The sequence below is a fragment of the Candidatus Acidianus copahuensis genome, assembly GCF_000632495.1.
In the GTDB taxonomy this organism is placed as follows: domain Archaea; phylum Thermoproteota; class Thermoprotei_A; order Sulfolobales; family Sulfolobaceae; genus Acidianus; species Acidianus copahuensis.
The window spans coordinates 104988-120075 of record NZ_JFZT01000039.1 but is presented as its reverse complement, the minus strand read 5'-3'; the positions used below and the strand labels follow the sequence as shown (position 1 = coordinate 120075).

General features: G+C 37.1%; 16 protein-coding genes. 12 read left to right on the top strand and 4 right to left on the bottom strand.

Annotated features, from left to right (window positions below):
- Positions 1-17: 17 nt before the first annotated feature.
- Positions 18-677 (bottom strand): cell division protein CdvB1/B2, encoded by a 660-nt coding sequence (gene cdvB1/B2, locus CM19_RS05130; RefSeq protein WP_048099368.1) that lies wholly within the window; start codon positions 675-677, stop codon positions 18-20.
- A 75-nt stretch (positions 678-752) separates the two neighbouring features.
- Here cdvB1/B2 and CM19_RS05125 point away from each other — a divergent pair, with 75 nt between their 5' ends.
- Positions 753-1028, top strand: coding sequence for a hypothetical protein (locus CM19_RS05125; RefSeq protein ID WP_048099367.1), 276 nt, complete (start codon positions 753-755; stop codon positions 1026-1028).
- Here CM19_RS05125 and CM19_RS05120 read toward each other — a convergent pair.
- Positions 1003-2445, bottom strand: coding sequence for a UbiD family decarboxylase (locus CM19_RS05120; RefSeq protein WP_048099366.1), 1443 nt, complete (start codon positions 2443-2445; stop codon positions 1003-1005). The genes CM19_RS05125 and CM19_RS05120 overlap by 26 nt on opposite strands.
- Positions 2446-2540: 95 nt before the next feature.
- Between CM19_RS05120 and thrC the strand changes: the two genes are divergently transcribed.
- Genes thrC through CM19_RS05095 form a run of 5 tightly spaced genes read left to right on the top strand, consistent with a single transcriptional unit; the run spans position 2541 to position 7920 of the window.
- Positions 2541-3725, top strand: a complete 1185-nt coding sequence (gene thrC / locus CM19_RS05115) for a threonine synthase (protein ID WP_048099365.1) — start codon at positions 2541-2543, stop codon at positions 3723-3725.
- A complete protein-coding gene (locus CM19_RS05110) occupies positions 3712-5046 on the top strand; it encodes an aspartate kinase (protein ID WP_048099364.1) in 1335 nt (444 codons plus the stop codon). Before thrC ends, CM19_RS05110 begins: the two co-directional genes overlap by 14 nt.
- Positions 5034-6077 carry an aspartate-semialdehyde dehydrogenase gene (gene asd, locus CM19_RS05105; RefSeq protein WP_048099363.1) on the top strand — a complete coding sequence of 348 codons (1044 nt, stop codon included), beginning with the start codon at positions 5034-5036 and terminating at the stop codon, positions 6075-6077. Before CM19_RS05110 ends, asd begins: the two co-directional genes overlap by 13 nt.
- On the top strand, positions 6074-6688 hold the full coding sequence (locus CM19_RS05100; RefSeq protein WP_048099362.1) for a PHP-associated domain-containing protein: 615 nt from the start codon (positions 6074-6076) through the stop codon (positions 6686-6688). Before asd ends, CM19_RS05100 begins: the two co-directional genes overlap by 4 nt.
- The gene (locus CM19_RS05095) at positions 6685-7920 is read left to right on the top strand and encodes an Nre family DNA repair protein (protein WP_048099361.1); all 1236 of its coding nucleotides are present in this window, start codon (positions 6685-6687) and stop codon (positions 7918-7920) included. Before CM19_RS05100 ends, CM19_RS05095 begins: the two co-directional genes overlap by 4 nt.
- Here the strand turns inward: CM19_RS05095 and argF are convergent.
- The gene (gene argF / locus CM19_RS05090) at positions 7897-8820 is read right to left on the bottom strand and encodes an ornithine carbamoyltransferase (protein WP_048099360.1); all 924 of its coding nucleotides are present in this window, start codon (positions 8818-8820) and stop codon (positions 7897-7899) included. The genes CM19_RS05095 and argF overlap by 24 nt on opposite strands.
- A 30-nt stretch (positions 8821-8850) precedes the next feature.
- Here argF and CM19_RS05085 point away from each other — a divergent pair, with 30 nt between their 5' ends.
- From CM19_RS05085 to CM19_RS05065, 5 genes are all read left to right on the top strand, one after another.
- Positions 8851-9456: a DUF4443 domain-containing protein gene (locus CM19_RS05085; RefSeq protein ID WP_048099359.1), complete on the top strand. Its 606-nt coding sequence runs from the start codon at positions 8851-8853 to the stop codon at positions 9454-9456.
- 1 nt (position 9457) lies between these two features.
- On the top strand, positions 9458-10522 hold the full coding sequence (locus CM19_RS05080) for an ATP-NAD kinase family protein (RefSeq protein WP_150111388.1): 1065 nt from the start codon (positions 9458-9460) through the stop codon (positions 10520-10522).
- Positions 10523-10657: 135 nt separating this feature from the next.
- Positions 10658-11293 (top strand): helix-turn-helix domain-containing protein, encoded by a 636-nt coding sequence (locus CM19_RS05075; protein WP_216604150.1) that lies wholly within the window; start codon positions 10658-10660, stop codon positions 11291-11293.
- A gap of 184 nt (positions 11294-11477) precedes the next feature.
- On the top strand, positions 11478-11816 hold the full coding sequence (locus CM19_RS05070) for a hypothetical protein (protein WP_048099357.1): 339 nt from the start codon (positions 11478-11480) through the stop codon (positions 11814-11816).
- A gap of 19 nt (positions 11817-11835) precedes the next feature.
- A complete protein-coding gene (locus tag CM19_RS05065; RefSeq protein ID WP_048099624.1) occupies positions 11836-12633 on the top strand; it encodes a hypothetical protein in 798 nt (265 codons plus the stop codon).
- On the opposite strand, the gene CM19_RS05060 is transcribed toward CM19_RS05065, so the two are convergent.
- A complete protein-coding gene (locus tag CM19_RS05060; protein ID WP_150111387.1) occupies positions 12575-13171 on the bottom strand; it encodes a ubiquitin family protein in 597 nt (198 codons plus the stop codon). The two genes, CM19_RS05065 and CM19_RS05060, sit on opposite strands and share 59 nt — an antisense overlap.
- 221 nt (positions 13172-13392) lie before the next feature.
- Between CM19_RS05060 and thsA the strand changes: the two genes are divergently transcribed.
- Positions 13393-15087: a thermosome subunit alpha gene (thsA, locus tag CM19_RS05055; RefSeq protein ID WP_048099355.1), complete on the top strand. Its 1695-nt coding sequence runs from the start codon at positions 13393-13395 to the stop codon at positions 15085-15087.
- Position 15088 lies beyond the last annotated feature (1 nt).

Genomic DNA, 15088 nt, shown 5'->3' with positions numbered 1-15088 from the left:
AGGTAATATAAATAAAATTATTTCTGACCTTGATTAGATTTCTGAACGGATGTAAGAACTGATGGAAGTTCTGGGAAGTTTTCCTTCATTCTCTGTTCCGCAATTACTGAAGCTTCCTGCAATATCTTCTTTGCCTCTGGTGAAGATGGGGCTTGTTCGACTCCACCACCAGCAAAATCTCCGGCCTCTATTACTACTTCTTGTAATCCTTCTTCAATCTCAGCTAATTCAAGGCTAAGCTCAGGCATCATCCCTTTCATGCTATCTCTTAATTCTTTAACAACTCCAATGACAGGGATTAAGTTACCGAATATATCACCTAATTCTGTTACCGTCTCAAGTCTAAGTTCTACTTGTTCTAATGCAACTTGTGTAGATATCAACTGCCTAGTAACTTTCCTGATCTCAGAAATCTCATTAGCGTACATTGCAGCCCTAGCTGTATCCTTACTTATTTGAGCATCAACCACTCTCTCGAATAGAGTTCTATCCCTCTCCTGCATCTTAGATACATAAACATCAAGTCTACTTAATGTAGTCTTAAGCCTATACTGAGCCATTATTAATTTATACCTCAATGGCTCCTTCGATTTAAAGGCTCCCTTTATTCTCTCAGATATGCTCGGCTCTTGTTTACCGTTCCAACCCTTTACAAACTCCTCTGCCTTGTTTGCCATACTAAATACTTAATTGAGAGGAATTACCCTTAAAGTAAAAACCTTAATAATACATCTTCTCTAGACAGTGATCGTATGCGTCATTTTAAAGCAAAAGTAAGTGGGGAAACGCTTATATTGGAAAATGTTTCTGGGGTTCCACTCTTAGTACGAGAATTGCTAATAAAGTACTATGTTAAGGTGACAACTGAAGATGAGAGAACAGGAATTAGAACAATAACCGATAGTATACCCCTTAACGTAGAAATAAGAGATAACATCCAAATACCCTTAAAGATAAGCGAAGTTGCAGGGGTTTCAGTAATCTTTAAGGAAGGAGAAATAACTATGAGGGAGGAAGTGACTGTGTAATTCTCTTTATGATCTCTATTGCCTTTTTTTGTATTTCGTCGGGGACAGATACTTCCTCTGGCCAGTCCCTTCCAAGCTCTTCCTTAAACTTCCTGGTAGCGTCTATTCCTATCTTACTGCCTAAAGGAGGATTAAGAGATGCTTGATCAAGACTATCATTCATAGTTCCAGGAATTATAATTACGTCTCTAACTGGATCTACAGTTGTGGCTATTGCGTAAAGTACTTGATTTAGATCATGGATGTTAACATCAGAGTCAACTATCACTATAAACTTTAGAAAGCTAAGCTGACCGCTACCCCAGACTGACATCATTAGTCTCTTAGCCTGTCCTGGATAATTCTTTCTCATAGAGAAAAATCCAATTTGAGTAAATAAACCGTATTCTGGTAAGTTCATATCCACTATATCTGGAATTATCAATTTAATAAATGGAAGAAATATTCTCTCAACCGCTTTACCTATCCAAGCGTCTTCTAAAGGTGGTTTTCCAACTGATGTTACATGAAATATTGGAGATTCTCTAATGTAAGCTTTCTCTAACTTAAATACTGGAAAGTAAGCTGGAGGAGTATAATATCCAAAGTGATCACCGAAAGGTCCTTCAAGTCTTTGATCCTCTAAGTCTACATATCCTTCAAGTATAGATTCTGCGTTTGACGGGACTAAAATTCCATTATCGAGCTCTGTAACCTCTACTCCTTCTTCCCTCAATATCCCTGAAAACAAGTACTTATCTATTCCTGGAGGGACTGGAGAAGCTGCAGTAAAAGCAATTACAGGATCTACACCGTTAACTATCGCTATAGGCATCTTAGTTATTCCCTTCTCTTTATATTTAGCAGAAGCTAAAGATCCCCTCTTAAAGGCTTGCCAATGTACTATTGCCTCTTTCTCATTAAGTATTTGGATTCGATATACACCTAGGTTATTCACCCCCGTCTCTGGATCCCTTGTTACAACCAAAGAAAACGTAAAATATGGACTAATGTCCTTTGGCCATGTCTTAATGGCAGGTATATCAGTTAATTTAATATTTGATTCTTTTGGTTTAAGCTTCCCCATCTTTGGGGATATCTTTCCTAATTTAAGAAGAGATGGTAAACTCTTAACCTTATCCATGAACGTTAGGGGAGTTTCTGAAAAAGAGGAGAGAAACCTTTTTCCAATATCCTCTAAATTTTGAGTTCCTAGAATTTCTTTAACCGACTGAATAGAGTAGAAGACATTTGATATAACTCTCCACTCTTTATAACCCCTAACTTTTGTAAATAGAACGGGTGGTAGATGCAAGTAAGTTGCCCTTCTGCTTATCTCAGCTATTTCCAAATTGACATCAACTTCATCGTCAATTTTTATAATTTTACCTGACTTGGACATAAAATTTATATAGTCTCTAAGGTCCTGAAAAGTCATATTTTATACTACAACCGTTGCACAAAGCTTATATTTATATGTAAAAGTCGTTAATGGGCTGGTGACAAGAAGTTGGAAACAAACTAGAAGGATTTATGAAATGCCTTGAATGTGGTTACGAGTCAGAATTAAGCCAAAGGATAATAACTTGCCCTAAATGCGGAGGGATTATGGAAATTAAGGTAAAAATTCCTTCCAATTTCAACTTTTCAATGCTAAGAGGTAGAGGAGTATGGAGATATAGAGATGCTATACCTGGAAATTACAACAAGACTGTGTCAATAAGTGAGGGAGGAACTCCACTGGTTAGCTCCTCATTCTCATCTTACTTATTCTATAAATTTGAAGGGGCAAATCCTACTGGTAGTTTCAAAGATAGAGGTATGACAATAGCGATAAGTTCTGCCTTGAGTGAAGGATATAAAGTTGTAGTTGCTGCCTCTACTGGTAATACTGCAGCATCCGCTGCGGCATATGCTGCGAGAGGCAAAATGAGAATATATCTCGTTCTACCTAGTGGGAAAGTTGCGTTAGGTAAACTAGCTCAGTCCATTCTATATGGAGCTACAATTCTAGAAGTAAATGGCAGCTTTGATGTAGCAATGTCAACAGTTCTAAGACTATACAAGGAATTAGGGGTTGTTTATCCGCTTAATTCGTTTAATCCGTGGAGACTTGAAGGACAGAAGACAATAGCCTATGAAATTGCTGAGGAAATAGGGGTTCCAGATAACGTCGTTGTTCCTGTTGGAAATGCAGGAAACGTTTACGCAATATGGAAGGGTTTCGTAGAACTAATGGAGGCTGGGGTTACATCAAAGATTCCAAAAATGATAGGTGTTCAAGCTGAAGGAGCATCGCCCATAGCTAGAGCAATCCAAAAAGGAGAGAGTATACCAGAGTTTGTTGATTCTCCAGAAACTGTCGCTACTGCAATAAGAATTGGTAAGCCAGTAAACTGGAAGAAAGCTATCAAGGCAATAGTCGAATCTAGAGGAAATGCGCTTACTGTAAGCGATAATGAAATCTTGGAGGCTCAAAAGAAGTTAGCCAGATTAGAGGGATTAGGAGCAGAACCCGCCTCGGCTGCTTCACTAGCAGGCTATCAAAAGGCAATAGAGAAGGGCATCTTAGGGAAGGATGAGAAAACTGTACTTATACTCACTGGTCATGCCTTAAAGGATCCTGACGCTATGCTAAAGTCAGATGCTAGAAGAATCCTTGTAAATCCAGATCATGTGGACAAGATTATCCTAGGTGAGTTAGATGCTAGTAGTTAAAATAGGCGGTTCAATACAGAAGGATGAAAATGATTTTTCGCTAATAAGTAACAAAGTAAGGAAATACGTAGATGGACAAGACAAAGTGTTTGTGGTAACCTCGGCCATAAAGGGAGTTACTAATGAACTGATAAAAGCTACGGAGAATAGAGATATGGCAGTAGATATAGTTGGAGAGATCTATGATAAGCATATCAAGTTGCTCTCTAGACTTTCAGATGGACCAGTCTTTGAAGAAACATTCAAAGAAATATCAAAATTAGCAGATGAGCTATTCAAGATAGCTTGGTCAATAAGGGTACTCGATGAAATAACTCCAAAGGTGAGAGACTATATTCTTTCCTTTGGGGAAAGAATGGCCTCCCTCCTTCTTAATGCAATTCTAAAATCGGCCAGACTTGACTCTGAGGCTTACCCTGACTCTCCCCTTATTACAGACTCTAATTTTGGAGAGGCTAATGTGATAGAAAGTCTAACAATGAATGAGATAAACAAGTTGTTAAAATTAAAATCAAAAATAGTAGTTCTTCCAGGATTTATAGGTAAAACTACACTACACAGATTTACTACTATAGGTAGAGGTGGGAGCGATTACACAGCAACAATGCTTGGGAAACTGCTTAACGTAGATAAGGTAAGGCTAATAACGGAAGTTCCAGGAATAATGACGGCCGATCCAAGAAGATTTCCTGGGTCAAAGACCATTAGAAGATTGTCACTTGAAGAAGCTATAGAGCTTGCCCAAATGGGAGCAAAGAGATTACATCCTAGAACGTTTGAACCTATGATTAGTACTGATATGCAAGTAATAATTGAAGGCCTTTATGAGGAAGGAGATACAACAATATTAGGATCGTGTGATGGGGATGGGGGTTTGAAAGGAATATCAGTTATTGATGATGTAAAGATGATCTCCGTTGAAGGTACAAAGATCGTCGGTAAAATAGGTTCTGCAGCCAGAGTAATGGAAAGTGCAAAGGAGGCTGGTGTTAACATAATCTCAATTTCTCAACCTATTTCAGAGACAAAGATAAGCCTCGTCATTAATGAGAGAGATGTAAATCCACTAACCAAAAAGCTTGAAGAGCTAAAAGACGTTGACGCTATCGATGTAGAGGATGTAGCTGCAGTTAGTGTTGTCGGATGTGGATTAAAGAAATGGGAAGCGTTTAGAGAAGTTGAGAAAGTAGCTATGGGTTATGATATCTTTTCAATTTCTAGAGGACTTGGCAACGTGAGCAGTACATTTATAGTCCCAAGAAATGAAGGAGATAAGTTAGCAAGATCTTTACATGAGGTTGTTCTGAAATGGACAGGTTAAAAGTATCCCTACTAGGTTCTACCGGAATGGTAGGGCAAAAAATGGTAAGAATGCTCTCCTCTCATCCCTTTTTAGAACTAGTCAAAATTAGCGCTTCCCCCTCTAAAGTTGGAAAAACTTATGAAGAGTCAGTAAGGTGGGTGGAAGGAGGAGAAATCCCTGAATCTGTTAGAGAAATGAAAATGGTTTCTACAAATCCAGAAGATCATAAGGATGTGGACGTTATTCTCTCGGCCCTTCCTAACGAACTAGCGGAAGAAATTGAGCTTAACTTAGTTAGGTCAGGAAAGATTGTGGTCTCTAATGCTAGTCCTTACAGGATGGATCCGGAAATTCCTTTAATAAACCCTGAAGTAAATTGGGAACATCTAGAGTTAGTTAAAAAACAGCAAGAAAAGAGAAGTTGGAGAGGTCTTCTGATCAAGAACCCTAATTGTACCGCATCTATCCTTTCTATGCCTATGAAACCTTTACTTAGTCTAGTCAGCTCCAAAAAAATGATTATAACAACATTACAAGCTGTAAGCGGTGCAGGATATAACGGCTTGTCCTTTATGGCTGCGGTAAATAATATAATACCCTATATTAAGGGTGAAGAGGACAAAATTCCTAAGGAGCTCAGAAAAATGCTTGGAAGTCTTAAAGGGGAAGTAATAGAGCAGGCTAAAGTTGACGCTAGAGTAACATCAGTTAGAGTTCCAGTTAAAGTGGGTCATATGGGTATAATAAATGTGATAACAGAGGAGGTAGATATTGATGAGATTAAGAGAAAGTTACAGGATTTCAGATCTTTCCCACAGGAGAGAAACTTACCAACTGCCCCAAAAAGACCCATAATCGTAACCAAAGACGAAAGTAAACCTCAGCCAGAGTTCGATCTGAAAGGTAATGAAATGGCTACTTTTGTTGGAAGGATCAGCTATGAAAACGACGTTCTTAGATTAGTAGTTCTAGGCGACAATTTGGTTAGAGGAGCTGCTGGGATCACCATACTTACTGTTGAAGTAATGAGAGAGTTAGGGTATGTATGAAAGTAGACTTTCACGTTCATAGTAATTTTAGCGATGGGAAAGAAGATCCGAAGACTATGGTTAGCTATGCAAAGAAAAAAGGGATATTTATTGCATTAACAGATCATGACACAAGCAAGGGAATAGAGAGAGTTAAGGAAGAGGTAATTCCTGGTCAAGAGGTAACCACAGAGTTTGGCCATGTTGTTATTCTTTGTGAATTTCCTCCATCTCCACCTAGAAAAATAGCAGAACTTGTAGATTACTCCAAAGAAAACTCATGCTTTCTCTTTCCATCTCATCCTTTTGATATATTTAGAAAGGGTATAGGTGATCGTGTTTTTTCGTATAAGTTCGATGGAATTGAAGTATTTAATTCTAAGGCGCCAAAGAAGGCTAATATTAAAGCATTAACAGTAGCCAAATCCCTTGGTTTAGTTGGTTTGGCAAATAGTGATTCACATGTAAAGGAAGCAATAGGTTCAGCCTACAATGACATAGAAACAGATGAGTTTTCCCTTGAAATAATACTAGAGGAGTTAAGAAAGGGAAGAGTAAAGCCAGTTGCTGTTGGTCTTTCAGCAATAGCTAAATTAAAGATTGTAGAATGGTATATTAGGAGGAAAATTTGAGGAAGATACCTGCAGAGCTTTGCGTAAGATGTAAGGGAAACAAACATCTCTGCGGTTTATCCTCTTGTCCTATAGTTGAAAGGTTTAGGACTATTGTTAACATCACGTTAAAAGTGTCGGCTAAGGAAAGCATTGATGGTTCTACTCCTCCTAGCGTAGTAGTTGGTGAATCAAGCTATCCGAGAGTAAGCCTTCTGTTTAACGTTCCTCCAGGAGTTTCTGGAGAAGATGCAAGGGAATATGAGAATCCTAAGGATTGGTGGGGGAAAAGATCAATCTATGAGATATTGAACCTTAGATCATCAATGATTTCAAATGTACTAAAAACTAAAGTAGATGATGTATGGAAGCTTTATGAAAGGGAAATATCGCTAACTACTGTTTCCGAAAATCCAGTACTCTCTATGTCAAAGGTAAATGGAGAGATAAAGCCTAGTCTAAAGTTTGACGGTTATTTAATGCCTAGAGGTCCCAGCATAAATTCAGCCGACATAAAGGTTATAGAAAATCCAAAACTATCTAGACTAATGGAAAAAATGATTTTTGATGACGTAAAAGCATCTGAGGGCGTTATAGAGTTATATAAAAATAATCATGATCTGTACAAAATAATAAACGCTTTATCCATGGGCTTATTAGGTCGTAAGAAGTCTAGAAAGTTAGTACCAACTAGATGGGCTATAACTGCTGTTGATTCAGTAGTCGGAAAGGATCTTCTTTCTAAAGTTAGAGAATATGATAGTATAAATGAAGTGGAGGTTTATTTTCAGCAATACTTGGGTAACATATTTCACGTGATTCTATATCCTTCTTCCTATAGAGTCGCTTGGATAGAGATTTGGCATCCTCTATCTCTATGGAGTAATGAACTTGTGATTAGCGAACTTTCTGAAAATTACTGGGGGGTTTATGATTTCATGGATGGAGGTTATATGGCAGCCAGACTAGCGGTTTTAGAAAGTTTAGAGAATAGGAAGAGATCTGCAGGCGTGATAATTGTTAGAGAGATCACTAAGGACTACTTCGCACCTTTAGGCAATTGGCACATAAGGGAAACGGTTAGAAGAGCTATGCAAAATAAGATAGCGACTCTAGATAGCTTATCTAAAGGAATAGAATTCGTCGAGTCCAGGCTTTCTAAGGGGGTTAATCTAAAAAGTTTAAAAAGTGTGAATGGAATACTAACTCAAAGGGCAATAGATTCCTTCTTAGACTATCAAGGAAAACACTGACATAGCTGAATATAACCTATTTTCTGCCTGATCCCACACAACACTTTGCTTCCCATCAATTACATCTGAGTCCACCTCTTCTCCTCTTACTGCAGGCAAACAATGCATGAATATGGCTTTTGTTGAAGCGTATCTCATTAAGTCCTTTGTAACCTTATATGGCCTTAATAATTCCTTCTTCTTTTCTCCTATTTCTTCCTCTCCCATACTAACCCATACATCAGTGTAGACAACATAAGATCCCCTTATTGCCTCATAAGGATCATCAAAGAACTCTATAATTGCACCAGTATCCTCTGCGGTTTCCTCTATCAACTTCCATAAATTGTCCTTAGGTCTAAGATCCTTAGGAGTTCCAATTCTCATTTCTAATCCCATCTTCGCAACAAATGCCATTAAACTAAAGGCAACATTATCCTTTCCATCCCCTATAAAGGCTATAGGCTTATCATATGTTCCGAATTTCTCTTTAATCGTCATAAAATCAGCTAGAGCTTGAAGTGGGTGAGAAAGATTACTAAGCAAGTTTACAACTGGAAGTGAAGAATAATCCCTCAACTTCAGTAAGCTTTCATGAGACAGTACTCTAGCTCCAATCCCATTTACAATCCTTCCTAAAACTCTAGCAGTATCCTCTATGGGTTCTCCTCGACTTAGCTGTATGTCAGACTTACTTAAAATTAAGGCATGTCCTCCCAACATTGAGATAGCGGATTCAGTGCTGACCCTTGTTCTAGTGCTCGGTTTCTCGAAAATAAGCGCTACTCTTTTCCCCTCTAAAGTTCTAGGTACATTATTTGAATAAACGTCCTCTTTCATTGTAAATGATAAATTCAAGAACTTTTCGATCTCTTCCTTAGATAGATCCAACAAACATAATACGCTTTTACCTTTTAGCATGTTTTTAAAGTAATGCTCTAACTTAAAAATATGGATATATTAGCAACAGTTACTGAAGCTACTAAACCTAAGAAGGGGAATAGTCCTAAATATGATTACGCTCATGTTCTTATGGCATTGGATATTATTTCTAAAGATCAACCAATAGGAAGACCTACTTTGACTAAAAAGTTGGAGTTAGGTGAGGCAACTGTTAGAACAATGATAAAAAGACTTAAGGAGCTCGGCCTCATAAAAGTCGATAAAATTGGCGGAATGGAAATCTCAGACAAAGGAAAGACCATTTTAGAAGAATGGAATAAAAATGTGAATATAAAGCAGGAACGTATAGAAAGTATAAATTGGGATAGTGTAAGAATTGTCCTGAAAAATAAGGCTAACTTATTAGATAAATATAAAATTACAGAGCTGAGAGATATAATTATAAGAGAAGGAGCTAAAGCTACCTTAATAGTCGTAAAAGGGAAAAAAGGAGTCGAGATTCCACCAAGAACTGATGAATTTGCTTTACCCGGATTATTGGAAGAGATAAAGGAGAAATTACTTGATTGTTCCTCAGGTGATTTAATTCTATATATTATGCCTGACAATATTTACTTGGCATATAGAATTGGAATATTTCTTTTAAGTGATTAATGTGCTAAAAGTTGGGCTAATTGTAAATCCATATGCAGGATCTGGAGGAAGGATTGGACTCAAGGGAAGTGATAATATTAGAGTTGAAAATCCCGAAATACCAAGCAGAGTTGAAAGATTTCTAAGATCAGTAGGAGACTTTTCGTTTTATGTGCCAAAAGGTAAAATGGGTGAAAGCTATTTCTTAAAAATAAACAAAAAGAGAGTAATAATTGACGCAGGGGGAGATAATTCGTCAAGTGACGATACAGTAAAATCATCTGAAATTTTATCTGAAATTGTTGATATAATAGTATTTGTCGGGGGAGATGGAACTGCTAGAGACGTAGCAAAAGGACTAAAAAGGGACATTCCAATACTTGGGGTTCCTGGAGGTGTTAAGATGCATAGCGGAGTTTTTGCCTCTTCCCCAGAAACTGCTGGTTTTCTGATCTCTTTATTTTCGTTAAATGAAGCAAAAATTAAAAAAGCTGAGATACTCGACGTCGATGAGGATGAGTATAGAAAGGGCAAATACGTTACAAAACTTTTTGCAATTGCTACAACAATTGATTACCAGGGAGTTACTGTACCCTCGAAAGAAGAAATAAGAACTGAAGAAGAAGATCTGCAAGGAATAGCTGAGGAAGTCATAGCTAATATTCGTGACGCTTACTATATCATGGGTCCAGGATATACGGTGAAGTTTATTGAAAGAAAGTTAGGTTATTCTACTTCGTTTCTGAGCACTGACCTATTCAACGGTAAGAAATTAATTAAAGAAAATGTAAGTTACTCAGATCTTTTACAGATAACCGGGGAGTTATTTGTAATAGTTTCTCCTATAGGAGGTCAAGGATTTTTATTTGGAAGAGGAAACCAGGAAATAGGACCAGAAGTTTTAAGAAGATCGGGAAAAAATAATATAATAGTTGTTGCTTCAAAGCAAAAAATTGAAAAATTAAATTGCTTATGGATAGATACAGGTGATGTCGAAGTAGATAAAATGCTAAGAGGTGTATATAAAGTAATTATTGGTTATAACGAATATTATGCTATCCAAACTTGTAGTATGACTCTCGAGTGATCTTATGATATTACAAATCTAACTGATTTTGCTACACATTATATATACGACTGGAGTAATTAATCCGTGCACATTTCTGACGACGAGCTTCTTAAGATAGCTAACGAACTTAAGGGTTCTCCTAGGTCGAAGCTAATGGAGGCTATTATAGTTCTCCTTAATGCTAGACCATTAAGGACTTCTGAGATAGCCATTAATTTAGGCTATCAGACCAAATATGTAAGTAGTTACTTGAGTTATTGGAAGAAAAAAGGCCTAGTTTATCAAGACGGTGGAAGATGGTATCTAACTCCTCAAGGGGAAAACTTAGCAAAGGCACTAATTGATTCATATACTAATTCTAGATTTAAAGAAATGCTAGTTATTGCTAAACAAATGATCGAACAGGTTAAACAGCCAATAAACAACAAAAATCAACAAAAAGAAGAAAGAGAAAACATGAAAGTTTTGTCGTTTATTGACTCAAAAACCAGTAAGCTATCCAAAAAACAACAAAAATCGGATCCAGAGGAATGTTTGAAAGATGTTTTAGCCAAATTAGATAAAGATGAGAAAGAATTATTATTATTCATAGTAAAGAGATATAAACAATGGGGTTCTACTTACGTTTATGCAGATCAGCTCCAAGAAGAGTATAATGCTGATACAGGTTGGTTATTCAAAGTACTAAGACAACTCCAGACAAAGAGAATTATCTACCTATATCAAGATCCAAAATTAGGCCTAAGAATAGGTTTTTCAAGATCAATTAAAGAGAAACTGGACTGTTAAAGAGACTGAATAATATCTTCTACTCTTATGAGTTGATTTCTTGTCTGTTCTTACGCCAATGTCATTCTAATTATACAAACATCGCATTATTTCTAGTTGAATAGGAAACAAAAATTTAGACCGGATAGTAGTAGTAATCTATTTAACCAATAACCATCAACTTTCAACCATGAGGTGAATTTGATTGTCATCTAATAAGTCAGTAAAGATGACTGAAGATGAGATAAGCAAAGCGTTAGCAAAGGCGGAAAAGGAAGCAGAAAAAAAAGATCATAAAAAGATTTGGATGGATAAAATGATGAAAAGCGCCAAGACATACTATAAACTATGCCCTTATTATGATAAGAAGACTTCAAGTTGCTTTTTATCAACTAGTAATAGGGGAAACAGGGAGAAGTGTAACAGAGAAGGAAGATATGAAAATTGTCCTATATTTTTAGGATTTCTAGATGAGAAATATCAAGACTACACATCCAAGAAGAAAATTTTGCCCTTGGACTTCCTAGATCTACAGTCAATGTGAAGAACATTTCGTGAGAGAGTTGCCAAGGAAGAAAAAGGAGGATATTAAGGCAGAAGAGATAGCTAAAGGTGAACATAAATCAAGTAAGAAGAAGAAGGAGAAATATGTAGATCCTGACCAGTTATTAGAAGAATATCTAAAAGATGTAGTAGAAGGTCTTGGAATAGAATTTTTAGGTTTAACTGATGATGAATATATAGAAATTTTGCGTGAACCATTTGCGTCTGCTGTTGGACAAGTAAAGACGAAGCCTAAAGTAAAGACTATTCTAAATAGGCTTCTTTCAAATAGAGATTCTATGATGGAATATGTGGCTGTAAGGCTATATTTTTTACGGGATATAGAAAAACTTGGCGATACTCAACTAGAATTTCTTGTTTATAATATAAAGAAAGGAATTAATCAAATGATTGATAAGCTATATTCGGAATGCAAGAGAAGGAATAGAAACGATTTGATCGAAATTCTAAGATATAGTTGGAACCAGTTTGGTATTTTAACTCCATTAAGATGTCCAAAATGTGGATTTAATGCCATAATGCCAGATCTTTCTTGCAAGGTATGCGGTTACATAATTTCGATGAAAGAAGTAAAGGAACAGATAGATGTACTCGGAGAATTGAAAACATTAGCATCAATAGAATCAGCTGACTTTAAGGAAATCATAACCTCAGGCTATTTCTTTTATACTCCACAAGGTATACTTCCTCCCTCGAAGTTTGTACCATCTCAAGGGGGAATATTTTACGAAATAGTTCTCAATAAGGATGAGAAGAAGATCTTAAGCAGTATTTACATAGACCCTCAGAAGCGATAAGTGCACCACATTCCTTACAGTTTTTCATGCCATGTGTTAATAATGGAATTGTAGTTTCAAATGTATGGACAACTTCATTATCCTTAAACTGTTCGTATTCCCAATTTAGGATCTCTGACATTAAAGTGTCTTTTAGTTTCAACCCCCCGGTTATTTCAGAAAAAGCATATAGTTCTGAGATCGAGGTGGAATGTAAGGGCACCAAAAACGTTTTTCCATTTAAGGAAAATATGCTGGATTCCATAAAAAGGTAGTAAAATTGAGACAAAGAAGAAGAATATATAGTGTAAGCTAGAAGAAAATCTGCAGTTATAGGTAGAACTATTTTTTTCTCCTCTGAAGCGAGAGCAAACTTCATCATTTTCCACAGGGTCTCATTAACGTCTTCGCTTTCTTCAACCTTGAAAAGACGTATTTCTGGTAGAAAATTCTTCGTAAATGCTTCGATCATTTTCTTCAACAATTCACTAACTTCTTCAAATGGTTCCGAGTAAATTAGAAGAATTTTTTCTCTCTTTTCTTGAAGAAATTTGGACATTTTTAGCTCCTTTCTAACTCTTTTAATTATCTCGCTCCTTGCACAGCCCTCGCATAATAATTTCCCACTTAGATACACTTTCCCTTCATTAATTCCGCATTTAACACAATTCAATTCTGTTAGTCATTATCCAGAAAGAATAATAGATTAACCTAAACTTGCGAGAGGAGAAAAATTTATATATAAGCGATACTAAAGAACTGCTGAAAAGGTGTCATGATATGGCTGGTACACCAGTTCTCTTATTCAAAGAGGGTACTTCTAGAAATACAGGAAGAGAGGCAATAAAGAATAACATATTAGCTGCCAAGACGTTAGCTGAGATGTTAAAGTCAAGCCTAGGACCTAAAGGATTAGATAAAATGCTTCTCGATAGTTTCGGAGACGTAACAATAACAAATGATGGAGCTACAATAGTAAAGGAAATGGACATTCAGCATCCTGCTGCTAAGCTTCTAGTCGAAGCTGCTAAGGCACAGGACTCTGAGGTTGGAGATGGAACGACAAGCGCAGTTGTACTTGCAGGTCTTCTTCTTGACAAGGCAGAATCACTACTAGATCAAAACATTCATCCGACAATCATAATTGACGGATTCAAGAACGCATTTAGTAAATCTATTGATATTCTACCTCAAATAGCTACTAGGATTGACGTTAGTGATCTAAATTCATCATCCGTAAAACAAGAACTAAGAAAAGTAGTATATACAACAATGTCAAGCAAGTTCATGGCAGAAGGAAAAGAGCTCGACAAGATAATCGATATAGTCATAGATGCAGTCACTACAGTAGCTGAACCTCTCCCATCTGGAGGCTATAACGTTAGCCTAGATCTAATTAAGATAGATAAGAAGAAAGGCGGAAGCACAGAGGATAGTACTTTAATTAGAGGAATAGTACTTGACAAAGAAGTAGTCCATCCAGGAATGCCTAAGAGGGTAGAGAAGGCCAAAGTAGCTATCTTAGATGCAGCACTAGAAGTTGAGAAGCCTGAAATTTCAGCTAAGATAAGTATAACAAGCCCTGATCAAATAAAGAGCTTCCTTGATGAAGAGGCAATGTACTTAAAGGAAATGGTAGATAAACTTGCCTCTATTGGAGCTAATGTTGTTATATGCCAGAAAGGTATAGACGATGTTGCACAGCACTTCTTAGCCAAGAGAGGAATCCTTGCTGTTAGAAGAGTTAAGAGAAGCGATATAGAGAAACTAGAGAAGGCTCTTGGCGCCAGGATAATAAGTAGCGTAAAGGACGCTTCACCAGAAGATTTAGGTTATGCAGAACTTGTTGAGGAGAGAAGAATTGGCAACGACAAAATGGTATTCATAGAAGGTGCAAAGAATCCTAAAGCAGTTAACATACTATTAAGAGGATCTAACGACATGGCTTTAGATGAGGCAGAAAGAAGCATAAACGATGCCTTACACTCACTGAGGAACATATTGATGGAACCAATGATCGTTCCTGGTGGTGGAGCAATAGAACTTGAACTAGCTATGAGATTAAGGGAATATGCCAGAAGTGTAGGAGGAAAGGAGCAACTCGCAATTGAAGCGTATGCCGATGCTCTAGAAGAGATCCCAATGATTTTAGCAGAGACCGCTGGATTAGAACCAATAGCTAGCTTAATGGAGTTAAGGGCAAGGCATGCTAAAGGTCTAACAAACTGTGGAGTTGACGCTATAGGTGGAAAGATAGTTGATGATATGCTAGCGCTTAACGTAGTCGAGCCTGTAAGAGTGAAGAGACAAGTATTCAAGAGCGCAACAGAGGCTGCTACTGCGGTATTAAAGATTGATGATTTAATAGCTGCATCACAACTTAAAGGCGGAGAGAAAGGAGCCGGAGGATCAGCCGGTTCTGAAGAGGGAGCCGGTGGAATGCCCGGTGGAATGGGCGGAATGCCTGGAATGTAAA

What these genes read in the sequence shown, in the direction of transcription:
- cdvB1/B2 (WP_048099368.1), bottom strand. Translation starts at nt 677, where the DNA reads ATGGCAAACAAGGCAGAGGAGTTTGTAAAGGGTTGGAACGGTAAACAA.
- CM19_RS05125 (WP_048099367.1), top strand. Translation starts at nt 753, where the DNA reads ATGCGTCATTTTAAAGCAAAAGTAAGTGGGGAAACGCTTATATTGGAA.
- CM19_RS05120 (WP_048099366.1), bottom strand. Translation starts at nt 2,445, where the DNA reads ATGACTTTTCAGGACCTTAGAGACTATATAAATTTTATGTCCAAGTCA.
- thrC (WP_048099365.1), top strand. Translation starts at nt 2,541, where the DNA reads ATGAAATGCCTTGAATGTGGTTACGAGTCAGAATTAAGCCAAAGGATA.
- CM19_RS05110 (WP_048099364.1), top strand. Translation starts at nt 3,712, where the DNA reads ATGCTAGTAGTTAAAATAGGCGGTTCAATACAGAAGGATGAAAATGAT.
- asd (WP_048099363.1), top strand. Translation starts at nt 5,034, where the DNA reads ATGGACAGGTTAAAAGTATCCCTACTAGGTTCTACCGGAATGGTAGGG.
- CM19_RS05100 (WP_048099362.1), top strand. Translation starts at nt 6,074, where the DNA reads ATGAAAGTAGACTTTCACGTTCATAGTAATTTTAGCGATGGGAAAGAA.
- argF (WP_048099360.1), bottom strand. Translation starts at nt 8,820, where the DNA reads ATGCTAAAAGGTAAAAGCGTATTATGTTTGTTGGATCTATCTAAGGAA.
- CM19_RS05085 (WP_048099359.1), top strand. Translation starts at nt 8,851, where the DNA reads ATGGATATATTAGCAACAGTTACTGAAGCTACTAAACCTAAGAAGGGG.
- CM19_RS05075 (WP_216604150.1), top strand. Translation starts at nt 10,658, where the DNA reads ATGGAGGCTATTATAGTTCTCCTTAATGCTAGACCATTAAGGACTTCT.
- CM19_RS05060 (WP_150111387.1), bottom strand. Translation starts at nt 13,171, where the DNA reads ATGTCCAAATTTCTTCAAGAAAAGAGAGAAAAAATTCTTCTAATTTAC.
- thsA (WP_048099355.1), top strand. Translation starts at nt 13,393, where the DNA reads ATGGCTGGTACACCAGTTCTCTTATTCAAAGAGGGTACTTCTAGAAAT.